Here is a 23,691-nt window from a genome sequence, read left to right on the forward strand (position 1 = left end):
CCATAGGCAATGGGCGAGTCGACTCTGAAAAATAAGAAGACCAATCTGTTTCTAATTCTAGCGGGCATCTTCATCACAAACGCCCTGATTGCCGAACTCATTGGTGGTAAAATTTTCTCTTTTGAAAAAACCTTAGGCTTCGACCCTCTAGACATTTCTCTGTTTGGAGATTTCATGCTCCAGTTCAACCTTACTGCAGGAGTATTGCTTTGGCCAGTGGTTTTCATCACTACAGATATTATCAATGAATACTTCGGAAAACGAGGTGTAAAGAAAATCACTTACATCACGGTAGGGTTAATTGCTTATGCCTTTTTAGTAATCTATTTAGCCATAAAGCTTGTTCCCGCAGACTTTTGGCTGGGCGTATATGCTACAGATGCCAATGGCAATGCTTTCAATATTGATGAAGCTTTTCAAAAGGTATTCTCTCAAGGATTGAATATTATTTTTGCCTCACTTGTGGCCTTTCTTATTGGTCAATTTGTAGATGTTTATGTCTTCCATAAACTAAGAAAGATTACTGGTCACAATAAAATTTGGCTTAGGGCTACAGGCTCCACCTTAATTTCTCAACTGATCGACAGTTTTGTTGTGCTTTTTGTGGCCTTTTATTTCTTGGGTTCTTGGCCAATCGAACAGGTTTTAGCCGTTGGGATAACCAACTATATTTATAAGTTTCTAATTGCAATTGCCCTTACCCCCCTCCTCTATATTGCTCATTATTTTATAGATAGGTATTTAGGGAAAGACATTTCGGAACAACTTCAGGAAGAGGCAAGTAACGAAAGTGGGGATAAGCTATTCTAGCGAAAGAAATTATCTAAAATAACAGCTGTAGCAATGGCTACATTTAAAGATTCAGCACCACCTCTTCTAGGGATGTGGAGCGAATGGGAAATATATTGCTCCAAATCTGGGGCAATCCCTTGCGATTCATTTCCCATCAGTAAAATTCCATTGCTGGTCAATTCTGATTTGTAGATATTCTCTCCTGAAAGCAACGCGCCATAAACAGGCAGTTTGGTTACCATAAAGACCTCTGGTAAATTTCTGTAATACACTCTTACCCTTGTAAAAGACCCCATGCTGGCATTAATCACTTTAGGGTTATAAAAATCAGCCGACTCTAAAGAGCATATTATGGTATCGATACCATACCAATCAGCTATTCTAATGATAGTGCCTAAATTTCCAGGGTCGCGAACATCGTCAAGTGCCAAAACCAATCGATCATCAGGGAGAATAAAGTCAGAATCATTCTTCATTGAAACAATTGCCAAAGCCGCACTATTTGTCTGAAAAGTACCAACCATTTTAAGCTCGCTTTCAGTTACTTCAATCACCTCCTTTACCCTCGATAATTGATCTACTGGCAACAATTCAGCATAAGCCTTAGTCGTTAAAAGAAAGTCGATGGTAAAATCAGACTGTAACACCTCAGAAACACCTTTTGCACCTTCAACAATAAACTTACGTTCTTGATGTCTATATTTTTTTAATTGAAGAGATTTAAAGTACTTTATCAATCGTTTTGAAAGCATATTGTAAGCTATTTGTGAAGTCGGCAAACCTTTTATTCTTATTCCTTTTTTTCACCATCCTAATCAGCGGTTGTACTGGCGTCAGACATCTGGAAGATGGCGAAAAACTTCTTTACAAGCAAAGTATTGTGGATGTTGAAAAAGCCAACAAAGATGCACTTTCTGAACAAATAACCCTCACTCCGAACACTCGAATTCCGCTCTTAGGTCCTCTCGGAGCTGCAATTTATGAGCTAGGCGAAAACAGCTACGATACCGCGGAAATTAACCGAGACAGACGGAAGTACATTGAGAAAATGGACAAGAAAATTGAAGAGAGAGAAAAAGAAGGGAAATCTACATCTAAACTAGAAACCAATAAGAAAAGAAAACTAGAGAGGTTTCAGAATAAACTACGAAACGGAAATTTTGCTATGCGCACAGGCACACCATTGGCTGTTTATGACAGCGTGGCCATTGCTAATTCAAAAGAAAGAATGCTAACCTACCTTAACTACAATGGTTTTTTAAAGGCAGAAATTGATATTGAAACAGAAGAGAAGCGAAGAAAAATTCATCAGAAGTTCATTGTACTAGAAGGCCCAAGAAGCTATATAGATAGCCTAACCCTGAGAACGGGCGACTCGACACTAAGTAGCCTTATTAATGCTTCTAATGCAGAATCATTTCTTAAGATTGGAGATCCTTATAGCAAAGATAAAATTGACCAAGAAAGACAGAGGATTGAATCTTTAATGAAGAACAACGGGTACTTCAATTTCACCAAAGGTTTTATTGAGTTCGATGTATTTTTTACGCCAAACCAACTCGATTTGTGGATAGCCACAGTGATCAACAAACCATCTGACAGGCCAAAACATCAGATATACAAAATGGATTCTGTCATATTCAATAGCAATGGTAGCGACATTCAAACAGACACCACTGAATATCAAAATGTGACGTACGTCTCTGGCTTAAACTACTATTCACCAAAAGTGATTGACACGCGCCTTATCTTTAGAAAAGGCAACCTCTACAATTACACCGATGTAATTAATACCCAGCGACAATTATTGGCTATTGATATGTTCCGTTATGTAAACATCAACTTTGATACTACTCTAGTTCCGGGTAAAATGATAACCAATTTTTATACGGCCCCGCTAAAGAAGTATCAGATTACGCAAGAACTAGGACTAAACGTTAATAACAACACCAATTCTAGCTACCCTGGCCCCTTCTATAACCTTTCATTAAAGGACAGAAATATTTTTGGAGGTTTAGAGATATTGGAGCTCAATGGGTTTGTAGGAATTGAAGGGATCGCAAAATCAAATTCAACAGAATCATCAAATTCCAATCTTCAGTATGGAGGAAATCTTTCACTCAGTTTCCCGAGGTTCATTACCCCTTTCCCTTCGCGAAAGCTGAATCTTGAAACTTTCAATCCTAGAACCACAGTGTCTTTAGGATACTCTTATACCGACAGGCGTGAATACAAACGAGAAAACATTAATGGAAATTTGGCCTACAACTGGCAAAACCTAAAAGGCAATAAAAACTATACGCTTACTTTATCTGATGTCAATTTGATTTATACCCCGTTCATCAGTACTGACTTTCAAGAAAGATTAGATCAGCTCGAATCGCAGGGAAACACACTCAATTTAGCTTTCAAACCTTCATTTGTAACCAGTACGTCATTTAACGCAACCCTAAATAATGATTACTCCAACCTAACCTCTCCATCATCATTCTTCCGCTATTTCGTTGAGGCTGGAGGAAGCATACTGAACATTACTGGCAAAGGTCTCTTATTAAATAATAAACTAGAGAATTATCAATTCCTCAAATTTCAATTGGACTACCGTAGATATTACCCTTTGAGCAGAGAACGTGCTTTAGTCGTAAGAGGTAACCTCGGTGTTGCAGACCCTTATAATGGCAGAGATTTACCTTATGAAAAATACTTCTTTTCAGGTGGAAGTAACAGCAATAGAGCTTGGACACCAAGACGACTAGGCCCTGGCTCTGCTTTTCCTTATTTACTGGATGAAAACGGAGACAATGTGAGAGATGCTGAAGGCAACTTAGTACCTGACCGCTCGAAGGACAGTTACAGGTTTGAACAACCAGGAGAAATTCTTTTAGAGCTTAATGCAGAATATAGGGCCAATATTGCTGGTTTTGTGGATTGGGCTTTTTTCGTAGATGCTGGAAATGTTTGGAAATTCAATGATACTGCTCCAAAAGACCCAAATGACGCTATTCCGTTATCACCTGGTGCCGACTTTAAATTCAATCGATTTTATAAAGAAATAGCCGTAGGAGCTGGGTTAGGATTACGATTCGACTTTTCATTCTTAGTATTCCGTTTTGATGTGGGCCATAAAATTAGAGACCCTCGCTACCCTGACGGTGAGCGTTGGAGAAAACCATTTCAAAACAAAAATCAAACGGTTTGGAATATTGCAGTGGGTTATGCCTTCTAAAATTAAAGCATAAAAAAAGCGACTAATTTACCATTAGTCGCTTCACATTTAAAATTCAATTTCCTTAATAATTCAACAATTCTGAAAGTACTCCTTCTACCTTCTCAGCAGTTGGAAGCATTTGTTTTTCCAAATCTACGTTCAATGGTATTGCAGGTAAGTTAGCCGCCCCGTAAGTCATTACAGGAGCATCTAAAATTTGGAAACACTCTTTTGAAATACGCCCTGCCAAAGATTCAGCAAAAGAATTCATTAAAGGCTCTTCTGTAAGTACCAAAGCTTTATTGTGTCTTTTCACTGCTGCAATTACACCTTCCCAGTCCAAAGGATTCAATGTTCTTAAGTCAAGAATCTCTACTTGGCCTTTAAACGTCTTACTCGCGGCACGTGTCCAGTAAACCCCCATTCCATAAGTAATTACTACACAACTTTCCCCATTTTCAATGGCTTCCTCACTCGCTTCTTGATCAATTCTAGATTTTCCCAAAGGAATAATGTAGTCACTATCTGGCTCAAATGTTTTTGCACCTTCAGTTCCTGGCACTTTGGACCAATATAAACCTTTATGTTCCAGCATTACCACTGGATTAGGATCATGGAAAGCTGCCTTCATCAAGCCTTTCATATCTGCAGCATTAGATGGATAAACTACCTTAATTCCCCTGATATTAAGCAAAGTAGATTCGATACTTCCTGAATGATATGGGCCACCTCCACCATAAGCACCAATCGGCACTCTAATCAATGATTGAATAGGGAACTGCCCTTGAGATAAATAACAGCTCTTTGAAAGTTCTTCTACCAGTTGGTTAATACCTGGCCAAATGTAATCGGCAAACTGAATCTCTACAATGGCCTTTGCTCCCACTGCCGACATACCGGCTGTAGACCCTACAATGTAGGCTTCTTGAATAGGTGTATTAAAAATCCTGTCATCACCATATTTTTGAGCCAAAGTAGCTGCCTCTCTGAATACTCCGCCCAAAGTTCCGCCTACATCTTGCCCATAGAAAAGAGATTCTGGATGAGTCTTTAAAATATCATCAACGGCATGTAAGGCTGCATCCACCATTACCACTTTTTCTGCCCCTCTGGGCTTTCGGTGGCCTTTCTCTTTTGTAATTGGAGTTGGGGCAAACTCATGATCCATAAATGTGGCAATATCTGGATCATCAGCATTTATTGCTCTAGCATACTCTGCTTGCACAAAGGCCAAGGCCTCATCTTCAATTTTCACAAGCTGAGCTTCCTTCCACCCACGTTTTTTAAGTTCCTTTCTCAATCTTGGAATTGGATCACTCTTCAAGTGCTCGTCAAAATCTCCTCTATACCATTCCTTTCTCACTCCCGAAGTATGGTGGCCAAGCAAAGGCACTTTGGCATGCACAAGAATTGGCGCTCTATTTTCTCGCACATATTGAAATGCCTTCTGCATTCCCTCATAAGAGTTTACAAAATCGCTCCCATCTACGCGCATGCGCTCCATTCCAGTAAAGCCCGACACAAAATCATAAGCATCCATTGCACGCATTTCGGCACCAGTGGCAGAAATACCCCAATCATTATCCTGAATCAAATAAACGATGGGTAACTTATGTAATACAGCCATTTGAAAGGCCTCAGAAACTTCACCTTCGGTAACAGACCCATCGCCCAACGAGCATAGTACAACAGGGTTTTTATTTCCTTTCAGAAGGTTTTGGCTCTCCAAATAATGGATACCATGCGCCATTCCAGTGGCTGGTATGGCTTGCATTCCTGTGGCTGAACTTTGATGAGGTATTGTTGGAAAGCCTTCTCTTTTTAAAGATGGATGACCATAGTAAGTTCTACCTCCCGAAAAAGGATCATCCTTTTTCGCCATAAGCTGAAGCATCAACTCATAAGGCTGCATACCAATTCCTAATAAAATAGATTCATCTCTATAATATGGTGCTGCAAAATCATGAGCCTCTAATGAAAGGCCTGCCGCCAATTGAATAGCTTCGTGCCCTCTGGATGTACTATGAACATATTTACTGCAAATAGCCTTGTTCTCTTCGTAGGTCTGCGCCATGTTCATGGCGGTGTGCATTAATCTGTAGGCCTTTTCGAACAATGGTTTGGCTATGGATATTTCTTTATTCTCTTCTTTTGAAATTTTCTTGGTCTTGATAACTCCCATATTTGTGGTTATGTCAAATTCAAAAATAGCCAATATTTTTGAACGTTGTACTAAAAAACCTACCGATCGTTAGGCAATCTATTTCCGATACGGAATTGCCTTTCAGCGGTTTGTTTTACTTTTGCAGTATGGCAATGACAGACAGAGATTCGATTACTCGAATTTTCAGAAATATTCAAGATCATATCTGTAAAGAAATCACCAAATGTGATGGCACAGGCAGCTTTATTGAAGATCAATGGGAACGACCTGGTGGAGGTGGTGGTATCAGCCGCGTAATGCGCCATGGTACCATTATTGAAAAAGGTGGTGTCAATTTTTCTGCTGTGCATGGAAAAACGCCCGAAAAAATATTGAGCTCGTTCGGGCTTACAGAAGGCGATTTTTTTGCTACGGGGGTTTCTATTGTGCTTCACCCAGAAAACCCAATGGTTCCTATCATTCACATGAACATTCGCTATTTCGAAATGTCGGATGGAAAATATTGGTTTGGCGGAGGTATTGATTTAACACCTCATTATGTAGATAAGTCTGATTCTCAGTTTTTCCATGAGAAATTAAAGGCTGTATGCGACAAGCATCACGCAACCTATTATAATGAGTTTAAACCTTGGGCAGATGATTATTTCTACATTAAACACAGAAAAGAAACTCGAGGAATTGGGGGCATTTTCTTCGATCATTTGGGAGAAGATAAAACCTTTAGCAAATCGGACCGTCTGGAATTCGTTAAAGATGTTGGGCTGGCTTTTGCTCCTATATACACTTATTTAATGCGTAAGAATTCAAAACTTCCTTACGGTGAAAGGGAAAAGGAGTGGCAAATGCTCAGAAGAGGTCGCTATGTTGAATTCAATTTAGTACACGATAGAGGCACTCGTTTTGGTTTGGAAACGGATGGACGTATTGAGTCAATTTTAATGAGCCTGCCCGCACAGGCTGGCTGGGAGTATGATTTTCAACCACTAAAAGGAAGCAAAGAGGCAAAAACTCAAGCTTTGTTACAAAAAGGAATTAACTGGCTAAAACCTTAAATGATCGATCAATTAGAACAATGGGATAAGGCTTTGTTCCGCATTATTAACGGTGCGCATAATGGCTTTGGTGATTTTATAATGACTTGGGCCAGCGATAAATTTATCTGGATTCCACTTTATATACTCCTTCTTTACTGGCTGTTTAAGTACAATAAGAATTACGGATGGATGGCTCTTTCGCTTGGTTTGCTCATATTGATAAGTGACCAAACGGCATCAGGACTTTTAAAACCTTGGGTAGCTCGCCTTAGGCCTTGTCACGATCCTGAAATGATGGATTGGGTGCATATACCCGATGGCTGTGGTGGAAGATATGGCTTTGCTTCGTCCCATTCTTCAAATATGTTTGCCCTTGCCTTTTTCTGTTGGTTCTGTTTAAAAGACAAGCTAAAATACATTTGGCTTTTGCTGCCTTGGGCCGCTTTAATTGCTTATAGTCGGGTTTATTTAGGCGTTCACTTTCCTGGCGATGTAATTATGGGAGCAATCATTGGCCTTTTAGCTGCCTTTATCTCCTATCATTTTTTCAAAAAACTTAGCAATCACTTCAAAGCATGAAAGTCTTCTATACTGGGCTAATCTTTTTTAGCTTTCTATTATACAGCCATGCCCAACTTTCGAAAAGCTGGGAAGGTGAATGGCGTGGAAAACTCGAAATTTATAATGAGAAAGGGTTGCAGCAGTCTGTTGATATGGGGCTGAACATTATATCGCAGTCAGACTCATCTTGGAAGTGGCAAATCATTTATGGTTCTGGTGAACAGGAACAGTTAAGGGATTATCTTCTTTACAAGAATGAAACTGATCCAAATCAATATGTTTTGGATGAACAAAACTCCATTCAACTTTACCTAAGCCATGTTAACCAAGGACTTTATAGTTGGTTTACGGTAATGCAAAGCGAGCTTCTAGTAAGCTATGAGTTAATCGATGGGAAAATTCATTTTGAAACTATTACAACTACTGAAAGTCAGTCGCTTACTACTGGTGGAGAAGATAACTCTCCAGAAGTAAAGGCTCAAAAAGTCAGAAATATTCAGAAAGCTGTGTTAATAAAAAAACCATGAAAAAGGACGCTATTGTTTTTAAGTATTTCAAACGAGTTTTTGAAGACTATCAGGTACTTGTTTCTGTAAACCCAATTGACTTCTCTGGTACAGAATTAATTATTCACCCTGATGGAAAGGTTGAAAAAACTGAAATGAATTTTGACGAAGAAATTTATGATGACTTAGCCGAAGATAATTTCAAAGAAAGTAGTCCATTAGAGTTCCAACTCTATATGAAAAAAGACTTCTTTGAAAGGAAAGAGGGCTAAACCAGCTGGTTCTCGTATGCAAATTTCACTAAGCCTGCGAGGTTCTTCACACCCAATTTACTTACAATATTCTTTCTGTGAGTTTCTACTGTATAGGAACTGATAAAGAGTTGTTCGGCAATTTCGTTGGTGGTAAGCTCTGAGGCAATCAGTTTAATCACTTCCACCTCACGTTTTGTTAATTGTACTTGGTCTACAGCCTTTTGAGTCTTTTCCAAACTATCAAAAAGTGACTCAGTTACATCATCTCCGTAAATTCTTCTACCTTCTGACACCTCATTAATTGCAAATATTAATTCCTTCTTACCAGAGTTTTTCAAGATACAGCCCTGCACTCCAAGCTCAATTAATTGCTTAGTAAATTGAGCATTATTATGCATGGTTAAAATAAGTACGTTCACCTCAATATTCTTCTTTTGCAGCTGTCTAACCACTTCAATTCCGTCCATTTCGGGCATATTGATATCCAGCAGCAAAACGTCTACCGCGTTGTGTTCAAGTTTACGTAGCGCATCTGGCCCATTCAAAGCGCTATCTACTACTTTTATTGAAGTGTCATCCTCAAGTATTGAGGATATGCCATCAATCACCACTTGGTGGTCGTCAACTAAAAGAACTCTAATCATGGTGTATTGGTATATCAATTGAAATTGTAGTGCCTGCCCCTCTTCCCGAATCAATATGGAAATTACCATTGAGTTTGGCCACTCTTGCTTTTAAGTTACTTAAGCCTATTCCAGTCTTCTTGTTTACAGCCTTCAAGTCAAAACCTATCCCATCGTCTTCAACAATTAGGTTCACACTTTCATCCCCTTTTGTAAGTTGAATATTGGCTTCTTTTGCTTGTGAGTGCTTTAAAATATTGCTAATCAACTCCTGAACAATACGGTACAGTTGCAGTTCTTGTTCAGCACTAAGCACATTATTTAATTCATTAGAGTACAGGGTCACCTTAAGCTTTCCTGTCTGCGAAATCTTATCTTTCAGGTCTTCTAAAGCTGGAACTAGCCCAAACTTCATTAAAACACCAGAAAGCAGGTTATGTGAAATACTTCTTACTTCGCCAGTGGCTTGGTCTAGTAAATCAGATGCTTTCATGAACTTGGCATGCGCTTGATCATCCTTACTCAAGCTTTCTGTCACTACACTAAAATGTAATTTAACCATCGAAAGAATACCCCCAAGGCGATCATGTAAATCTATAGCCACCCTTCTTCTTTCTGTTTCTTGTCCTTCTAAAACTCCTTGTAGTGAAGCTATTTCTTGTTTTTGAAGCAGTTCATCAATTTGTTGTCTGTTGATCTCTTCGTTTTTTTCTGCCAGAGCCTTTATATTCTTTCTACGTTGATCAATCACATAAATAATTATGAAAGCTGCTACAACAAGAGTTATTGACACAATTAGTGTAATGGTTTTGTATTTGCGCTGTTGAAAAGCGAAGTTTTTTTGGCGTTCATTTTCCAATTTAAGAGATGCTGTTTTATACTTTTCCTTTAAATCCAAAATCTGATCGTTCTCACCCTTCAAGTAAATATCTTCTAACACAGAAATATAATTCTCATAGTACCGTATAACTTTATCGTAATCCTCTTGATCTCGGTTTAGCTTAATCAGTCCATAGAGTGCATCACCTTTGTCCTTTAAAAAATTATTCGCGTCTGCAATTCTATAAGCATTAAAGTAATATTTCTGTGATTCGTCATACTCTTTTTTAACCCTATGAATCATACCCAACATCCGTAAGTTGCTGCCCTCCAGCTGAGGAGAATCAGCCATTTTAGCAAACTCAGATGACTTTAAAGAGGTCTCTATGGATAAATCAAGTTCTCCTCTTGAATAGTAGATAGAGGCTAAATTCGCCAAAATCAAACCAGCATCCTTATACTGGTTCTTCCCAATGAAATAAGGTAAGGTGTTTTCATAGTAATAAAAGGCTGAATCCAAATTTCCATCAATCTGATACGTCCCCCCTATTCCATAAAAACCTTTGTTTATATAAGATGAATCATTAATCGATTTAGCCATCAAAATTAACTTTCTATAATAATCGCGAGCCACATCTGTTTCCTTCAACAAGAACAGTACAGCTCCAATTCCTAAATTAGATCTGATTATATTAAGCGTATCATTTTCTAGCTCGGCCCTATTTTTTAGAAAATTAAAAATGACCAAAGCCGAATCGTATTTCGATTCGGCTTTAAGTCGATCTGCTTTAATAACTAGGTCATCAAATGATTTTTTGGATTCAAATTGATTTTCTTGACCAAATACTTGGCATATGATAACCAGAAAAAAACCAGCTAAAACAAAAAACTTCCTCACCTTCAATTATCAATTTTGGGTTGGAGGATGAACTGGAGGGTCCTCATCAGGATCCGTTGTTGGATCGGTAGGGTCTGTTGGGTCATCGTCTGGGTCTGGCTTTCTGCAAGCCACTCCAAATGGGTTAAACATAAAGCCAAATGGCTGTTGTGTCAAGGTTTGTTTGTCTTTTTTAATCATATCACACTTTTTTTGATTGAAGATAAAATATACACACAATGAATCTCTTACTTTTCTATGAGGGAAACAAGCCAGATTCAAGCTTAAAATAAGCATAATGGGCTTAGGAAGTAAATACCCAGAAATAGTGAGAATAATAATTTAATATTTCGGCTCTCAAGTTTTCCTATTAGCAATTTCTTAATACCTTTGCGCCCGGCAGAGGGGTGCGACCAGCTCCCGCTGAACTCCCCCAGGCTGGGAACAGAGCAAGGGTAAGCGGTTGTAGCGGTGCGACATCCTGATGCCTTTTTTTATCCCCTTCTTTATCGTATTATTACTTCCTAGACTTTTTGATTATGTCCGTTTATCTCGCAGAATTTGTGGGCACGGCCATCCTTATCTTTTTTGGGAATGGAACCAACGCTGCCACTACACTAAATTTTTCTTACGCTAAAAACTCAGGCTGGATTGTTACCACAATTGGCTGGGGCCTAGCCGTTACTTTTGGCATTTACGCAGTTGGCCAAATTAGTGGAGCACATATCAATCCTGCCGTAACTCTTTCACTCGCCATGACTGGTGATTTTGAATGGAATTTAGTGCCTGGTTATATTATTGCCCAAGTACTTGGCGCAATGGCAGGTGCTTCGTTTACTTGGCTACAGTATTTACCACACTGGGATAAAACCGAAGATAAAGGCGCGAAACTAGGAGTTTTTTGTACAGGAGGAGCCATTGACCAAAAAGGAGCTAACTTATTGAGTGAAGTTCTTGGCACAATGGTGTTGATTTTTGGCTTACTAATGATTGGTGCTAATCAGTTTGTAGAAGGCTTAAACCCTTTAGTTGTTGGCGGACTCATCGTTGTTATTGGCATGGCGCAAGGCGGCTCAACTGGGTATGCTATTAACCCTGCAAGAGATTTTGGCCCAAGACTGGCTCATTTTATATTGCCAATAAAAGGAAAAGGGAGTTCGAAATGGAATTATGCTTGGATTCCCATTGTGGGCCCAATTATCGGAGGAGGGCTTGGTGCAGGTTTGTATCAGTTAGCTTTCAATGCTAAAACAGGAATACTTACATGGGCTTGTATTGTAAGTAGTGTCCTAGTTACTGCTTACGCCATTGCAGAAGAGGCAAAGAAAAAATAGCAACTCTCGGTTTCAAAACTTATACAGCAATCCCAAAATGGGATTCTATTTAAGCCAAAAACCTCGTTAAAATCATTTAAACGTAATGGCATTCCATTTGAATACTCAATATCAGTATATAAACATGAGTATTATGAGAACTGCAACATTACAAAACCAGGGTCAGGCAAGAGTAAGAAGAACTGCTTCAAAAAAATCCAATTCCTTTATCAAACTTACCTTTTGTATTCTTTCAGCATTCATCGTTTATCAAACGTTTATTTCTGTAACTGGGCTGGTTGGCTAAGCCAAAAAATCGACTAAGGATTATTAATGCATAAACAATTTCTTGTTCTATGCATTTCTGCGTTTTTAGAAGGCTTATTCATTCCCACAGACCAAGCTAATTCCCAATTCGGGATAATCTCAACAAGAAAAAGCAGGTTTAAACCCGCTCAGGGCACTGGCACTCAATTTGGATACTTACTACCGAACTTAAATACAGAAATTATGAAAGCTGCAACAACACAAACTACCACTTCTAAAAAAACCAATTCATTAACAAAATTAGTAGTTGCTGTTTTCGTAACCTTCATTGCTTACCAAACACTCATTTCAGTAACAGGAATTATAGGCTAAGCCGAAAAATTAAAAAGTAGAGTAATTAAAAAGTGCATAGACAATCCCCGACCGTCTATGCATTTCTGTTTTAAGGGAATTGGGCATCATTTCTTCCCACCCATCATCAATAATTCCTTTAAGTTAATTTCTGTCACGAATCGTTTTTCATCAGAAAAAAACAGAATAAACTGAACTCTAAACCCCGTTTAAAAAACGAGATAAGTATGCTTTAATAGATAAGATGGTTAGCGCACTCTTACGAGTCAGAAGTATTGGGCATAGAATATCAAACCTTGATACCCTTGATATATAGGAATTGTAGACAAAAGATTGAATGATAGAGCTAAACACGTTACAAATAAATTTTACAAAAAAATCAAGAACCGAATTGTCTGACGAAATCCTTCTCAAGCTCTTGGCTAGCTCCAATAATGGAAAAGTTAAAGCTAACTAAATCCATTGTTTCAATGACTAATGTAGCCCCTTCATTGTTAAATGCGCTTGAGATTGTGAAGGCTCCTTTCCAGTTTATTATTTTTACAATAGGAGAGAATAATTTAACATCTCTATAGATGTCATCAGTATCGTATTCAACTCCTTTATATTTTAAAACGATGTTATCAAAACTTAATTCTTTGCTCATATTATATTCTTATATATAGTAATTAGTTAAAAATATACTTTTATACGTAAAATAATATATAATCCTTATTGGTTAATAAGGAAGTTCCTAGCGGTTTTTTACGTAAAACGAGGTCTCATCTTCTTTATCAATATTCAAAAGCTCAAATTTAATTCTAGGCATATTCAGATTAAATCCTAAATTAGCCCAAAAACATTCAAAGCCAACATGAAACACATTTTAATCATCTCATTCATGCTCATATCGGGCATAGCACTATCTCAGGACTGCAAGTACTCAATAAATGAAGTAGACAAGTTCACAAAAAAAGAAATTAAGGAGACAAAACGGGCTTTATTGCATGGAGGGCTTACAAACTCCCTTATATTCACTTTGGGAAATGTTGACAATGATATTCGTTTCATACGATTTGAAATCGGGATACATGACGTATGGAGCGTTTACAAGGGTGATAAAGCCGTTATATTGTTTGAAAATGGAGAAACAATTGAAATAGAATCATTGGATAACGTTATTTCAGAGGCTTACTCAGATGCTCTTTCGGATAGCCAAACAGGAAGTGTTTCTTATTTTCTTACGTCAGAAAAAATGAGAAAACTAGAAGCCAACAAGGTTGAAGGGGTTAGAATTTACATGACATCAACAACTATCGACTTTGAAATCAAGAAGAAATATTCTGGTAACATCTCAGAGAGAATTAAGTGCATTAAGTAGTTATACAATAATTAGCTTCTACTTATCCAAAAACAGGTCTTATGATCTGTTTTTTTTATTGTATGTCTCTATTGTTTTAAAAAACCTATACCTGCAATACATCAGTTCAGAAATCAGCTAAGGCTACATGTTAGTGTTCCCCCTAAAAAATTTCATCCATTAACACGGGTAATATAAAGGCACACAATTAGCCTTGCCAACTGTGTGCCAAGAAAGACAAATTATTTTACCTCATCTCTTCCCGCCCATCATCAACAATTCGTTTAGATTAATCTCAGTCACGAATCGTTTTTCACCTGCCGAGTTTTCATACGACCTGTGCACCAACTTTCCTTCAATACAAACTTCCGCACCTTTCTTTAAATACTCAGCAGCTATCTCTCCTACCTTGCCCCAGGCAATAATATTATGCCATTGCGTGTCTTCAATTTTATCTCCATCTGCATTTTTGTAGGCATCTGTAGTGGCCAATGAAAACGTAGTAAGTTTTTTACCTGATGTTAAGTTTTTCACTTCTGGATCTTGACCTAATCTTCCGATCAACTGTACACTGTTTCTTAAATTTCTCATGATATAAATTGTTTAATTTTAAAGTTTGTTGTCCTCTCGGTTTGTATTTCCGAATTGACAATGGCAAAGTAACAGCAGGTCGAAAAGTAAAGTCGGTTGCTAAGCGTTTGTAGTCGGGTAACATTCGTTTGTAAACGTTTACAATTGGATATATCACTCTTTTACAATAACTTAACTTCCAACTCGGAAAAGTGGTAGTTTTCGTTTTTTAGATTTTTCAGCATGGAAGAAAGACAATGTTTAGAGTGTGGAGACGCGATGTACGGCAGAATCGACAAGAAATTTTGCTCAGATCAGTGTCGTAATACCTTCAATAATCGACAGAACAGTGATTCAAATAACTATGTACGAAACGTCCATAACCTATTGAGAAGAAACAGGCGAATTTTGGAGGAACTCAATCCTGATGGCAAATCGAAAACCACCAGAAACAAACTCATAGAAAAGGGATTCGACTTTAACTATCACACTTCTACTTACACTACAAAAGCAGGCGCCACCTATTACTTTTGCTATGAATACGGCTACTTGCCATTAGAGGGCGATACTTTTGCCTTGGTAAAAAAGCTCGAAGAACTGAACTAGGTTTAGTTTCAAGATAATTTCTGCCGTCAATAAAAAGTTGTGTTTATAAGGGCGCTTCAAGCAAACAAAAACATTAGCTTTGTAATGCATTGCAAATCAATCTAAAATAGATCAAAATGAAGTTCTTTATCGACACCGCGAATCTTGATGAAATAAGAGAAGCCTACGACTTAGGCGTGTTAGATGGTGTAACCACCAACCCTTCTTTAATGGCTAAAGAAGGCATTTCTGGCCACGATAACGTAATAGCCCATTATAAGGCGATTTGTGATATTGTAGACGACAACGTAAGTGCCGAGGTAATTGCTACCGATTACGAAGGCATGTTGAAAGAAGGTCGTGAATTGGCTCAAATCGATGACAAAATCGTTGTAAAAGTGCCAATGACTAAAGATGGTATTAAGGCGATTAAAACCTTTACAGCTGAAGACATCAGAACCAATTGTACATTAGTATTCTCTGCTGGCCAAGCTTTATTGGCTGCCAAAGCAGGTGCATCTTATGTTTCTCCATTTATTGGAAGACTTGATGACATTGGGTATGATGGTTTAGAGCTTATCGAGCAAATCTGCCAGATTTACGATAACTACGGTTTTGCTACCGAAGTACTGGCTGCCTCAGTACGTCACACAATGCACTTATTGCAGTGTGCCGAAATTGGTGCAGACGTTGCAACTTGCCCGTTGAAGGTTATCACTAGCTTGTTGAACCATCCGCTAACAGACAAAGGTTTGGCACAATTTCTTGCCGACCACGCCAAAGCAAATGGATAAAACTTTAGTTCCAACTTCGGGTTATGCAAATGACCCGAAGTTATTTAGGAATATGTATATCATTAAAGTAAAAGGGAAAGCTAAAATCCCAGATTACATTCAGTTAAGAGACGAGAATTTCGTGCTCATAGCATACTTTCGTGCCGACCGACCGTTAAAAAAGTTAGAAAAGTATGACCTTGAAGGGAAAGAAACTGAATTGCAAGAAGTAATCAATAACTTACCTTTCGGTAAACTTCAAAAACTGGATATTTAAATTATGCCTTTTTCAGGAGAACCCATTGTTCGCATCGAGGATGCCACCATTTTTCAAGACGATAAAACTGTGTTGAACAACATTACTCTTTCCATTAATAAAGGAGAGTTAGTGTATTTGGTTGGAAGAACAGGAAGTGGAAAGAGTTCTCTGTTAAAAACGCTTTATGCCGATTTACCTCTTCGTTTGGGTAAAATCAGAATTGCTAATCATGACATTCAGAATATCAAACGAAAGGATGTTCCACTTTTAAGAAGAAAACTAGGAGTTGTATTTCAAGACTTCCAGCTCTTCCCCGATCGCTCGGTTGCTGAAAACATCTACTTTGTAATGAAAGCCACTGGCTGGAAAAACAAAGCCAAGATGAAAAGTAAGTTGGCCGAAGTGCTTATGCGTGTTGGTTTGGGAGTGGTTGCTAATAAAATGCCACATCAACTTTCTGGCGGTGAGCAACAAAGGGTGGTAATTGCACGTGCCTTAATTAACGATCCTGTACTTTTAATTGCCGATGAACCTACTGGAAATCTAGACCCAGAAGTTTCAGATGGTATTTTCCAGACTTTTATGGAAATCAACAAAGGTGGAACCTCAATTCTGATGGCCACGCATGATTATAACCTTATTAAAAATTACCCTAAGCGTGTTCTTAAATGCGAAAAGGGAAGTATTCTCGATTCTAATGAAGTTGAATTGAGTTTATTTAAAGTGAGCTAACACCTTCTGAGGTTTTACTTTTAGTTTCTTCCAAAATCTCCAATTGCTTTTCGATTAAATAGAGTTTTTGTTTGAGCAAATGCACCAATGCACTTTTAAGTTGAGGTGTTTCTTGTCCGTTTTCAAATGTAGTTTTCAACTCTTCATAATTCTGATCTAGGGATTGAATATCGGCTTCCAAAAAGCTGAAATACTCACCTGCCTCCACCTCTTCCGACAGCTTCGTTTTCTTATCAGAAATCATCTGAGTGTAAAAAATTTCAAGCTCTTTAAACTCTTCCATAGCAGTGCTTTCTTTATTAACATCGGCACCAAAATATTTTTCGGAGCCCAAATAAGCTACCGCAATAAGCAACACCGCAACCGCTACTTTCCAAAACCAAAGAGTCGAAGTTCCGGTAGCTTTATCATTCTTGTCAAGCCCTTTTTGGATTTTATTCCACACCTCAGCTCTTGGTACTTCAGTATCGAATTGTTCTTTATTTTCTTTTATGAAATCTTCTAGCTTATCCTGCATGTTGAAATTCCTCTTTTAATATTTCCCTCAATTTCTTTTTTGATCTATTAAACTGCGACTTAGAAGTCGATTCTGTAATGTTCAATATTTCTGCAATCTCTTTATGGTCATACCCTTCAATCAAATAAAGTGTGAGCACCAATCTGTATCCATCCGGCAAAAGCTCAATCGCTTTTTTGACCTGACTTACATTGAAATCGCGATCATCTTTTTCTTCATGTTCGAAACGATCATCATAGTCTCCATAGTCTTCTACGGACTCAAAATCTAAACGTCTTTTCTTGACTAGGTTAATGGCGTTATTAAGTGTAATTCGCTTCAGCCAACTGCCAAAAGCTGCTGTTCCTTTATAGCTATGAATGTTTTTGAAAGCACTTAAGAACGATTCCTGAAGTACATCTTCAGCCTCTTGCTCATTTTGGGTTACCCGAAAAGATACATTGTACATGGCTTTCGAATAAAGCTTGTACAACTGATACTGCGCTTGTCGGTCGCCCAGCATACACAGATCAATTACCTTTTGATGAAGATTTTGATATTTCGGTTCCAAATTTCTAATCCTTGCGCTAAAGACAGCCCGCTTGTATGAGGGTTGCTTAGGAAAGGTAAAAAAATTAAAGAAGTTTTGGAGGAATAGGAGGCTAATCTTCTAGACGTTCCCTTAATGCCCTAATTCACCCTAACTCCTAACAACAGCCCCCACCATCGTAGAAATAGGTAGAAGGCGAAACCCAAATATTTGAGTTATTCAAGGCTTCTAAATTTCCTGCTGTCTTATCACAAACCGATAGTGGTTGATTCTGCAATAAAATATGACCACCGTGATCATCGAAATGGGTTTCTGTTCCGTAATAGATTGCGGTTCTGCCCGTAAACACACACGACCCATCGGCTGGCATTGGATCCTTAATCGCGCAAACCTCTACACTCTCTATATATATTGGTTCGACAGTATCATACTGATTGGGATGCAAAATTCTATACGGCCTTTTCGCCCTAATCTCCACCGTGCCAAAACCGACATCAGTAATCATTTTGATGTAGTCTTTTAACGGCAACGAACCACTCAAACAAAGTCCGCGCAATCGATCATCATTCTTGAGGTTTTCGGGCATGGTTTGTTCCGCTATTGGGTCAGATAATACCAATCGGCCATGAGGTTTCAAAACCCTATACATTTCTTGAAGTGCCTTTTTCAGGTCTTCTTCATGAAAGATATTAAACAGACAGTTTTGTGCTGCTACATCAATTGAAGCATCTTCAATAGGCAAGTTTAGCGCATCGCCTTGTCGGACATCAATAAAAGAAGCATCTAACCAATCATTGGTCAATTCTGCTTCCTTGATGTTTTTCCTGCAAGCATCAAGCATTTCATCCACCACATCTACCCCAATAACTCCCGCTTTCTGACGGCTAAAATACGAGAACTGAAGAAGCTCCATTCCTCCGCCCACACCTACATAAAGTATTTTGGGTGAATTGACCAAATCCCTTGGATGGACAGTACTGCCACAACCGTAATTCATTTCAAGCATGATTTTAGGGATTTCCAAACCTGGAAATGACCACACTGGAGTAGTGGTGCAACAAAGCCCAACATCTGGTGTTTCGGCTGCTGCCTTATATATATCTTTAGTCGTTTTTAAGTAGTCGTTCATTTGCTAATTTTTTGTTGTGGTTCCTCCGCAGCTTGAGCCCGCACCTGCCGTACAGCCGAAACAGTGTTGGTTGATCATTATTTCCCTCGCCATTAATTTATCTAGGTTGAAATCCCTGATATGATCTGGCGCATCATTTTTCAGTTTCATTTCAAGCATTTGATTAAAGTCGCAATCATATAAATAGCCATCCCAACCAATTGAAATCATAGAACGGCACATTACACCTGCCACGGCAGTAGGATTAAAGGCATTCACCAGCTCGTTCATGTATTCCTCATAATTATTGCTATTGACGAGATAATCCAAAAATCGACTCACTGGCAGATTGGTTATCGCATACAAGTCATTGAAAACGATATTGAAATTCTCTTTGAGTTTTCTTTCAAACTCACTTTGCAACATCGCCTGATCGTCTGGTAAAAATGCACCTGATGGATTATACACCAAATCAAGTTTTAAACCTGTCCCTTCTTTTCCATAGCCAATCTCATTCAGCATTTGAAGCGCCTTAATGGACTTTTCAAACACACCATCACCGCGTTGAGCATCGGTTCTTCTGGCCGTAAATGATGGCAATGAAGACACCACATTCACCTTATGCTTTTTGAAAAACTCAGGCAAATCATGGTATTTCGGGTTGGCTAAAATTATGGTAAGGTTACACCTAACTATGATGTTCTTATCCAACTTATAAATCTCCTCCACGAACCAACGGAAGTCAGGATTCATCTCTGGAGCACCTCCCGTCAAATCCACCGTAGTGGCCTTAGAAATCTTAAGCGCATCCAAGCATTGCTGCATTGTTTCTAGCGTCATGATTTCCTTTCGGTCAGGGCCAGCATCAACATGGCAATGTTTACAAACCTGATTGCACATTTTGCCAACATTGATCTGAAATACCTCTACAGAAATAGGCTTTAAGGGCATCATCCCAATGGGATCGATTTTCTGCTCGAAAGAATCAATACCAATGGCATCATGATCATCCAAGATTCTAATTTGCCTTTTAGCAATAGAAAGTGCGTGTTGTTGTCTTTTTAATGTCTGTAAAGTCATAGACTACATTAATTTCTCTTTCACCTGATTCATCATCTGCACTCCATGGGCCAATACCGCCCCGCCTTTTATAGCAGCAGCTACATGTACCGCCTCCATCATCTGTTCTTCATCGGCCCCCTTTTTCATACAAGTGTCGGTATAAGCATCTATGCAATAAGGGCACTGAACAGCATGAGCCACCGCCAAGGCTATCAGTGATTTCTCTCTAGCGGTTAATGCGCCTTCTTCGAAAACGCTGCCGTACCAATCGAAGAATTTGTTTCCCATTTCAGGTTGGAATTCCGTTATGTTTCCAAACTTTTTAAGGTCGCTTGGGTTGTAATATTTTTTAGGCATGGTATTATTTCTTAAGTAGAAAGCCCTTTTCAATTTCAAAACAGAAGTCATTTCAAGTCATTCGACATAAAAAACATTGCACATTGAAATTGGGCTCCTTTGTATAAATTGATTAAAAATGATTTCTCTTCGACAAATACTAATTGCAAAGAGAAGTGTAGAGTGGCTAAGAAACGAATGAGGGTGGCCCTCTAAGCTCCGTCAGTTGAAACCAAATAGATTTTGGAAGCGTGAAATCGAAATTAGTATGTAAAGTATAAGTTCCGAAAATTCCTTTCAGAATTTGCTTGAACGTTTTCGACAAGTATAGCCCTTGCTTAAGTATACTCTGAAAATCAGATCTTTTATTTAAGTCAATCAGGTGCCTTTCTAATTCTTCTGAAGACAAAAGTGATTTAAGTTGATCGAAAACCAACCCAGTATTCCAATCAATATGAAGGAATGTACTAGGGTTAAAGTCTTTTTTTGAAACACCGATTAAATAAGCTCCACCATGGTTGTCTCTTCCTAAAACATTCTTCCCATTTTCGAGCTTATTCTTAACCCAAAGTAAGTCTTCTGAAGTGAGCTCTGGAGCATCATTCCCAACAACGATTACGTTTTCAAAACCTTCTGAGAATAAGTTCGATATACCGTTTGTGAGTCGCTCTCCAAATGAACTTCCAATTTGTTCATCAGAAAAGAGTGTTTTTACCGGAATCTTCGTTTGATCAATCGTTCTCTGAGTTCTCTTGACCAGAAGATTAAACAAATTAGAAAACTGCTGAACGTTCAGGCCAACATGCTTTGTCAAGAATTCCTCTTTGAGGTTTCTTGAAAAAAATAGAATAGCAGTGTTATTGACTTGGGACATTCAGTTTCCTTTGAGCTTATCAACTCGTTTTCGGTCAAAAAGATTTACCCAACTTAGAAAAGTCTCGGGACAATGTCGTACAAAATACTTTTAAAGGTTCTCGCTGGTAAAAAGAGTATTCAACTAAAGTCTAGAGTCCGTGTCCAGTATTGCGTATTCGAAATTATCGGACCAGCCTGTTTTTAATGGCAGCACTTTTCTCTTCCTTCCCTCCTTAATCATTCCTGCTTTTTCTAAAACTCGGGCAGAACCCACGTTATCTACAGCGCAGCCCGCTTCAACTCTGTGTAGATTTAAATCACCAAAAGCAAAGTCCAATATTAATTTTAAAGCCTCAGTACCATATCCTTTACCCCAAAAATCAGGATGAAGTTTAAACCAAACTTCGCCATTCTGAAATTTGACATTTCCCAATTTCAGAGCAATGAGGCCTACAAAATCATCAGTCTTTTTTGTCCGTATTGTAAATGTATACTGTTTGGCGTCAAGTTTTTGATGTTCTGAAATCCAAGGTTGAATGATTGATTGGGTATGCGCTATGTTTTGCGGAATACCAAGCGTATTGAATTTGTCTACCTCTGGAATACTATGAAGTGCATGAACTTGCTGTAAATCTGCTAAGGATAATAAGTGAAGATCAAGTCTCGCGCTCTGAAGGTGAATCATAGAGGAAAAGTATGAAATACTGTTACGACAACATACTTTCAACTTACTTTTCCAATAAGCTACTTTGATCTATCTCCAAAACGATAACGTATCCCCCATGTTCCTCTCAAAAGCGCATCATCTCCAATTATTGGAGTCAACTCCATCTGAAATCCGAAATTTTTCTTCTCGAACGGGTAAACATTAATTCCTAAAGGAATCACTAAACCTTCGTAGATATTCAGTCTAGCTCCCAACCCTCCATAGAAATTGTAGTCATTATCCTTTTTAATAAACCTAGTGAAAACAAGCTCTGGAGAAATGTCTTCAAAAAAATTATCGGTAGAAAAACGAAGTTCACCCATATACTTATCCTTCAGTTCATAATTAAAGCCAACAAAAGGAAGGTTAGTCTGATGAACACTCACTCCAAATTGAGCAAAAGTTTTAAATGACATGGAAACAAAAAGCATTACAAACAGAATAGTAACTCTCATACCAAGTTCAATTAATTATCAAAATCAAAAATAGTATAATTACATATACTCAAGCACTTCAGTTGAAAAAATAATCGGAGATTTTTCCAAAATCTATTAAAAAATAAAGCCCTTTCCATGTAAGTGGAAAGGGCTTTTATGTGACCTCGGCAGGATTCAAACCTGCAACCTCTTGAGCCGTAATCAAGTGCACTATTCAGTTATGCTACGAGGCCAAAACTAAGATTCGTTAAATCCCGTTAAAATTGGTCTGCAAAGGTAATTAATTCTTCTACTTTGCAAAAGCTAGTTATTAATACTTTCAAAAAATACTATCTTTGCCCAGCTCAAAAAAGCGAATAAACATGAGGAAATTAGGAATACTACTTATAGGAGTTTTAACACTAGGATCAATTGCCAGAGCTCAAAGACCAGATCTTCCTGGAAGTCTTGTTGTTGACTGGGGTTTGAACACTTTATTAAGCGCCCCAACCGATGTTAACCTTAATAGTTTCAGATCGAAAACTGTTAACGTAATATATTACTACGACTTACCAATTGGTGATAATGGCTTTACTTTTACACCGGGTATTGGTTTAGGAATGGAAAGATTCACTCTTGAAGATGGAAAAACACTTAGAACCAGTGTAAACAATTCGAACGTAAGAAGTGTAGCTGTAGCTGATTTGGCAACGGTTTATCCTCAAGCAAATACTTTTGATAAATCGAAGGTTGGCTTAAACTATCTAGACATTCCGTTGGAGTTCAGATATTACACAAGTAAAAACAACATGAGCCGTGGGTTCAGGGTAGCATTAGGTGCCAAAGTTGGTGTTCTTTACTCTTCTTTCACTAAAGTGAAGTTTGAAGATAATGCAGCTGACAAACGAATGATCAAGGATCGTCAAGACCTTGGTTTCGAAAAATTTAGATATGGAGTACAAGCCAGAGTGGGGTTTGGAGGGTTTAGCCTTTTCGGGTATTACGAACTTTCTGATAAATTTGACATCGCTCCTGCTGGTGGGGTAGACACACAAGGTTTGTCATTCGGAATTTCGCTTACGGGCTTCTAATTCTGGATTCAAAAATATAAGAGCACAAAAAAGGGAAGATAATC

29 protein-coding genes, 1 tRNA gene and 1 other RNA gene are annotated in these 23,691 nt (G+C 38.3%); 15 read left to right on the forward strand and 16 right to left on the reverse strand.

The features are described 5' to 3' along the window. Positions 1-9 precede the first annotated feature (9 nt). Positions 10-810, forward strand: a complete 801-nt coding sequence (locus tag AAC026_RS17310; protein ID WP_339700697.1) for a queuosine precursor transporter — start codon at positions 10-12, stop codon at positions 808-810. Here the strand turns inward: AAC026_RS17310 and AAC026_RS17315 are convergent. Then, positions 807-1,544, reverse strand: a complete 738-nt coding sequence (locus AAC026_RS17315) for an RNA methyltransferase (protein ID WP_339700700.1) — start codon at positions 1,542-1,544, stop codon at positions 807-809. The two genes, AAC026_RS17310 and AAC026_RS17315, sit on opposite strands and share 4 nt — an antisense overlap. Between AAC026_RS17315 and AAC026_RS17320 the strand changes: the two genes are divergently transcribed. Beyond that, positions 1,535-4,018, forward strand: coding sequence for a BamA/TamA family outer membrane protein (locus AAC026_RS17320; RefSeq protein WP_339700703.1), 2,484 nt, complete (start codon positions 1,535-1,537; stop codon positions 4,016-4,018). The genes AAC026_RS17315 and AAC026_RS17320 overlap by 10 nt on opposite strands. A gap of 64 nt (positions 4,019-4,082) precedes the next feature. On the opposite strand, the gene AAC026_RS17325 is transcribed toward AAC026_RS17320, so the two are convergent. Next, the gene (locus AAC026_RS17325; RefSeq protein ID WP_339700705.1) at positions 4,083-6,182 is read right to left on the reverse strand and encodes a thiamine pyrophosphate-dependent enzyme; all 2,100 of its coding nucleotides are present in this window, start codon (positions 6,180-6,182) and stop codon (positions 4,083-4,085) included. Positions 6,183-6,310: 128 nt separating this feature from the next. Between AAC026_RS17325 and hemF the strand changes: the two genes are divergently transcribed. Genes hemF through AAC026_RS17345 form a run of 4 tightly spaced genes read left to right on the forward strand, consistent with a single transcriptional unit; the run spans position 6,311 to position 8,537 of the window. Further along, positions 6,311-7,216, forward strand: coding sequence for an oxygen-dependent coproporphyrinogen oxidase (hemF, locus tag AAC026_RS17330; protein WP_339700846.1), 906 nt, complete (start codon positions 6,311-6,313; stop codon positions 7,214-7,216). Beyond that, on the forward strand, positions 7,217-7,777 hold the full coding sequence (locus AAC026_RS17335; RefSeq protein WP_339700707.1) for a phosphatase PAP2 family protein: 561 nt from the start codon (positions 7,217-7,219) through the stop codon (positions 7,775-7,777). Then, positions 7,774-8,286 (forward strand): hypothetical protein, encoded by a 513-nt coding sequence (locus tag AAC026_RS17340; protein WP_339606720.1) that lies wholly within the window; start codon positions 7,774-7,776, stop codon positions 8,284-8,286. Before AAC026_RS17335 ends, AAC026_RS17340 begins: the two co-directional genes overlap by 4 nt. Beyond that, positions 8,283-8,537 (forward strand): hypothetical protein, encoded by a 255-nt coding sequence (locus AAC026_RS17345; protein WP_339700709.1) that lies wholly within the window; start codon positions 8,283-8,285, stop codon positions 8,535-8,537. The genes AAC026_RS17340 and AAC026_RS17345 overlap by 4 nt, the downstream gene beginning before the upstream one ends. Here AAC026_RS17345 and AAC026_RS17350 read toward each other — a convergent pair. Genes AAC026_RS17350 through AAC026_RS17360 form a run of 3 tightly spaced genes read right to left on the reverse strand, consistent with a single transcriptional unit; the run spans position 8,534 to position 11,039 of the window. Beyond that, positions 8,534-9,163, reverse strand: a complete 630-nt coding sequence (locus AAC026_RS17350; RefSeq protein ID WP_339700711.1) for a response regulator transcription factor — start codon at positions 9,161-9,163, stop codon at positions 8,534-8,536. The two genes, AAC026_RS17345 and AAC026_RS17350, sit on opposite strands and share 4 nt — an antisense overlap. Continuing rightward, on the reverse strand, positions 9,156-10,859 hold the full coding sequence (locus AAC026_RS17355) for an ATP-binding protein (protein ID WP_339700714.1): 1,704 nt from the start codon (positions 10,857-10,859) through the stop codon (positions 9,156-9,158). The genes AAC026_RS17350 and AAC026_RS17355 overlap by 8 nt, the downstream gene beginning before the upstream one ends. Positions 10,860-10,868: 9 nt before the next feature. Then, positions 10,869-11,039, reverse strand: a complete 171-nt coding sequence (locus AAC026_RS17360; protein ID WP_339700717.1) for a hypothetical protein — start codon at positions 11,037-11,039, stop codon at positions 10,869-10,871. Between the two features lie 197 nt (positions 11,040-11,236). On the opposite strand from AAC026_RS17360, the gene ffs reads away from it, so the two are divergent. The 3 genes from ffs (at position 11,237) to AAC026_RS17375 (ending at position 12,790) form a co-directional block, all read left to right on the forward strand. After that, an RNA gene (gene ffs, locus AAC026_RS17365) (signal recognition particle sRNA small type) lies at positions 11,237-11,334 on the forward strand. Between the two features lie 43 nt (positions 11,335-11,377). Then, positions 11,378-12,172: an MIP/aquaporin family protein gene (locus tag AAC026_RS17370; protein ID WP_339700719.1), complete on the forward strand. Its 795-nt coding sequence runs from the start codon at positions 11,378-11,380 to the stop codon at positions 12,170-12,172. Positions 12,173-12,661: 489 nt separating this feature from the next. After that, positions 12,662-12,790, forward strand: coding sequence for a hypothetical protein (locus tag AAC026_RS17375; protein WP_260310861.1), 129 nt, complete (start codon positions 12,662-12,664; stop codon positions 12,788-12,790). Between the two features lie 358 nt (positions 12,791-13,148). On the opposite strand, the gene AAC026_RS17380 is transcribed toward AAC026_RS17375, so the two are convergent. Then, entirely contained in the window at positions 13,149-13,415 is a 267-nt protein-coding gene (locus tag AAC026_RS17380; RefSeq protein ID WP_339700727.1) for a hypothetical protein, read from the reverse strand. Between the two features lie 207 nt (positions 13,416-13,622). Between AAC026_RS17380 and AAC026_RS17385 the strand changes: the two genes are divergently transcribed. Then, positions 13,623-14,129, forward strand: coding sequence for a hypothetical protein (locus AAC026_RS17385; protein ID WP_339700730.1), 507 nt, complete (start codon positions 13,623-13,625; stop codon positions 14,127-14,129). A 231-nt stretch (positions 14,130-14,360) separates the two neighbouring features. Here the strand turns inward: AAC026_RS17385 and ssb are convergent, their stop codons facing one another. Next, positions 14,361-14,699, reverse strand: coding sequence for a single-stranded DNA-binding protein (gene ssb / locus AAC026_RS17390; RefSeq protein WP_339700732.1), 339 nt, complete (start codon positions 14,697-14,699; stop codon positions 14,361-14,363). A gap of 222 nt (positions 14,700-14,921) precedes the next feature. Between ssb and AAC026_RS17395 the strand changes: the two genes are divergently transcribed. From AAC026_RS17395 to AAC026_RS17410, 4 genes are all read left to right on the forward strand, one after another. Continuing rightward, positions 14,922-15,284, forward strand: a complete 363-nt coding sequence (locus AAC026_RS17395) for a hypothetical protein (RefSeq protein ID WP_053224620.1) — start codon at positions 14,922-14,924, stop codon at positions 15,282-15,284. Positions 15,285-15,400: 116 nt separating this feature from the next. Next, positions 15,401-16,057 (forward strand): fructose-6-phosphate aldolase, encoded by a 657-nt coding sequence (fsa, locus tag AAC026_RS17400; protein WP_053224619.1) that lies wholly within the window; start codon positions 15,401-15,403, stop codon positions 16,055-16,057. 52 nt (positions 16,058-16,109) lie between these two features. Further along, positions 16,110-16,313 carry a hypothetical protein gene (locus tag AAC026_RS17405; RefSeq protein ID WP_053224804.1) on the forward strand — a complete coding sequence of 68 codons (204 nt, stop codon included), beginning with the start codon at positions 16,110-16,112 and terminating at the stop codon, positions 16,311-16,313. Positions 16,314-16,316: 3 nt separating this feature from the next. After that, positions 16,317-17,027 carry an ATP-binding cassette domain-containing protein gene (locus AAC026_RS17410; RefSeq protein ID WP_062300118.1) on the forward strand — a complete coding sequence of 237 codons (711 nt, stop codon included), beginning with the start codon at positions 16,317-16,319 and terminating at the stop codon, positions 17,025-17,027. Here the strand turns inward: AAC026_RS17410 and AAC026_RS17415 are convergent. From AAC026_RS17415 to AAC026_RS17455, 9 genes are all read right to left on the reverse strand, one after another. After that, positions 17,014-17,544 carry a hypothetical protein gene (locus AAC026_RS17415; RefSeq protein ID WP_339700736.1) on the reverse strand — a complete coding sequence of 177 codons (531 nt, stop codon included), beginning with the start codon at positions 17,542-17,544 and terminating at the stop codon, positions 17,014-17,016. The genes AAC026_RS17410 and AAC026_RS17415 overlap by 14 nt on opposite strands. Beyond that, positions 17,534-18,094, reverse strand: coding sequence for an RNA polymerase sigma factor (locus tag AAC026_RS17420; RefSeq protein ID WP_339700739.1), 561 nt, complete (start codon positions 18,092-18,094; stop codon positions 17,534-17,536). The genes AAC026_RS17415 and AAC026_RS17420 overlap by 11 nt, the downstream gene beginning before the upstream one ends. A gap of 136 nt (positions 18,095-18,230) precedes the next feature. Then, a complete protein-coding gene (arsM, locus tag AAC026_RS17425) occupies positions 18,231-19,202 on the reverse strand; it encodes an arsenosugar biosynthesis arsenite methyltransferase ArsM (RefSeq protein ID WP_339700742.1) in 972 nt (323 codons plus the stop codon). Between the two features lie 3 nt (positions 19,203-19,205). After that, positions 19,206-20,261: an arsenosugar biosynthesis radical SAM (seleno)protein ArsS gene (arsS, locus tag AAC026_RS17430; RefSeq protein WP_339700745.1), complete on the reverse strand. Its 1,056-nt coding sequence runs from the start codon at positions 20,259-20,261 to the stop codon at positions 19,206-19,208. A 3-nt stretch (positions 20,262-20,264) separates the two neighbouring features. Then, positions 20,265-20,600, reverse strand: a complete 336-nt coding sequence (locus AAC026_RS17435) for an arsenosugar biosynthesis-associated peroxidase-like protein (protein WP_339700747.1) — start codon at positions 20,598-20,600, stop codon at positions 20,265-20,267. Between the two features lie 166 nt (positions 20,601-20,766). Beyond that, positions 20,767-21,453 carry a DUF2064 domain-containing protein gene (locus AAC026_RS17440; protein ID WP_339700749.1) on the reverse strand — a complete coding sequence of 229 codons (687 nt, stop codon included), beginning with the start codon at positions 21,451-21,453 and terminating at the stop codon, positions 20,767-20,769. A gap of 123 nt (positions 21,454-21,576) precedes the next feature. Next, on the reverse strand, positions 21,577-22,119 hold the full coding sequence (locus AAC026_RS17445) for a GNAT family N-acetyltransferase (protein ID WP_339700752.1): 543 nt from the start codon (positions 22,117-22,119) through the stop codon (positions 21,577-21,579). A 59-nt stretch (positions 22,120-22,178) separates the two neighbouring features. Then, the gene (locus tag AAC026_RS17450) at positions 22,179-22,595 is read right to left on the reverse strand and encodes a hypothetical protein (protein WP_339700755.1); all 417 of its coding nucleotides are present in this window, start codon (positions 22,593-22,595) and stop codon (positions 22,179-22,181) included. Between the two features lie 141 nt (positions 22,596-22,736). Further along, positions 22,737-22,810 (reverse strand) — tRNA-Arg (locus tag AAC026_RS17455). Positions 22,811-22,939: 129 nt separating this feature from the next. On the opposite strand from AAC026_RS17455, the gene AAC026_RS17460 reads away from it, so the two are divergent. After that, positions 22,940-23,647, forward strand: coding sequence for a porin family protein (locus AAC026_RS17460; protein ID WP_339606705.1), 708 nt, complete (start codon positions 22,940-22,942; stop codon positions 23,645-23,647). The last annotated feature ends 44 nt before the right edge of the window (positions 23,648-23,691 follow it).

It is taken from the genome of uncultured Roseivirga sp. (assembly GCF_963973945.1).
Lineage (GTDB): Bacteria > Bacteroidota > Bacteroidia > Cytophagales > Cyclobacteriaceae > Roseivirga.

Bases quoted from the DNA above. Each gene is read 5' to 3' on its own strand.
- AAC026_RS17310 (WP_339700697.1), top strand. From the start codon at position 10: ATGGGCGAGTCGACTCTGAAAAATAAGAAGACCAATCTGTTTCTAATT.
- AAC026_RS17315 (WP_339700700.1), bottom strand. From the start codon at position 1,544: ATGCTTTCAAAACGATTGATAAAGTACTTTAAATCTCTTCAATTAAAA.
- AAC026_RS17325 (WP_339700705.1), bottom strand. From the start codon at position 6,182: ATGGGAGTTATCAAGACCAAGAAAATTTCAAAAGAAGAGAATAAAGAA.
- hemF (WP_339700846.1), top strand. From the start codon at position 6,311: ATGGCAATGACAGACAGAGATTCGATTACTCGAATTTTCAGAAATATT.
- AAC026_RS17335 (WP_339700707.1), top strand. From the start codon at position 7,217: ATGATCGATCAATTAGAACAATGGGATAAGGCTTTGTTCCGCATTATT.
- AAC026_RS17340 (WP_339606720.1), top strand. From the start codon at position 7,774: ATGAAAGTCTTCTATACTGGGCTAATCTTTTTTAGCTTTCTATTATAC.
- AAC026_RS17345 (WP_339700709.1), top strand. From the start codon at position 8,283: ATGAAAAAGGACGCTATTGTTTTTAAGTATTTCAAACGAGTTTTTGAA.
- AAC026_RS17350 (WP_339700711.1), bottom strand. From the start codon at position 9,163: ATGATTAGAGTTCTTTTAGTTGACGACCACCAAGTGGTGATTGATGGC.
- AAC026_RS17360 (WP_339700717.1), bottom strand. From the start codon at position 11,039: ATGATTAAAAAAGACAAACAAACCTTGACACAACAGCCATTTGGCTTT.
- AAC026_RS17370 (WP_339700719.1), top strand. From the start codon at position 11,378: ATGTCCGTTTATCTCGCAGAATTTGTGGGCACGGCCATCCTTATCTTT.
- AAC026_RS17375 (WP_260310861.1), top strand. From the start codon at position 12,662: ATGAAAGCTGCAACAACACAAACTACCACTTCTAAAAAAACCAATTCA.
- AAC026_RS17380 (WP_339700727.1), bottom strand. From the start codon at position 13,415: ATGAGCAAAGAATTAAGTTTTGATAACATCGTTTTAAAATATAAAGGA.
- AAC026_RS17385 (WP_339700730.1), top strand. From the start codon at position 13,623: ATGAAACACATTTTAATCATCTCATTCATGCTCATATCGGGCATAGCA.
- ssb (WP_339700732.1), bottom strand. From the start codon at position 14,699: ATGAGAAATTTAAGAAACAGTGTACAGTTGATCGGAAGATTAGGTCAA.
- AAC026_RS17395 (WP_053224620.1), top strand. From the start codon at position 14,922: ATGGAAGAAAGACAATGTTTAGAGTGTGGAGACGCGATGTACGGCAGA.
- fsa (WP_053224619.1), top strand. From the start codon at position 15,401: ATGAAGTTCTTTATCGACACCGCGAATCTTGATGAAATAAGAGAAGCC.
- AAC026_RS17405 (WP_053224804.1), top strand. From the start codon at position 16,110: ATGTATATCATTAAAGTAAAAGGGAAAGCTAAAATCCCAGATTACATT.
- AAC026_RS17410 (WP_062300118.1), top strand. From the start codon at position 16,317: ATGCCTTTTTCAGGAGAACCCATTGTTCGCATCGAGGATGCCACCATT.
- AAC026_RS17415 (WP_339700736.1), bottom strand. From the start codon at position 17,544: ATGCAGGATAAGCTAGAAGATTTCATAAAAGAAAATAAAGAACAATTC.
- arsM (WP_339700742.1), bottom strand. From the start codon at position 19,202: ATGAACGACTACTTAAAAACGACTAAAGATATATATAAGGCAGCAGCC.
- arsS (WP_339700745.1), bottom strand. From the start codon at position 20,261: ATGACTTTACAGACATTAAAAAGACAACAACACGCACTTTCTATTGCT.
- AAC026_RS17435 (WP_339700747.1), bottom strand. From the start codon at position 20,600: ATGCCTAAAAAATATTACAACCCAAGCGACCTTAAAAAGTTTGGAAAC.
- AAC026_RS17440 (WP_339700749.1), bottom strand. From the start codon at position 21,453: ATGTCCCAAGTCAATAACACTGCTATTCTATTTTTTTCAAGAAACCTC.
- AAC026_RS17445 (WP_339700752.1), bottom strand. From the start codon at position 22,119: ATGATTCACCTTCAGAGCGCGAGACTTGATCTTCACTTATTATCCTTA.
- AAC026_RS17450 (WP_339700755.1), bottom strand. From the start codon at position 22,595: ATGAGAGTTACTATTCTGTTTGTAATGCTTTTTGTTTCCATGTCATTT.
- AAC026_RS17460 (WP_339606705.1), top strand. From the start codon at position 22,940: ATGAGGAAATTAGGAATACTACTTATAGGAGTTTTAACACTAGGATCA.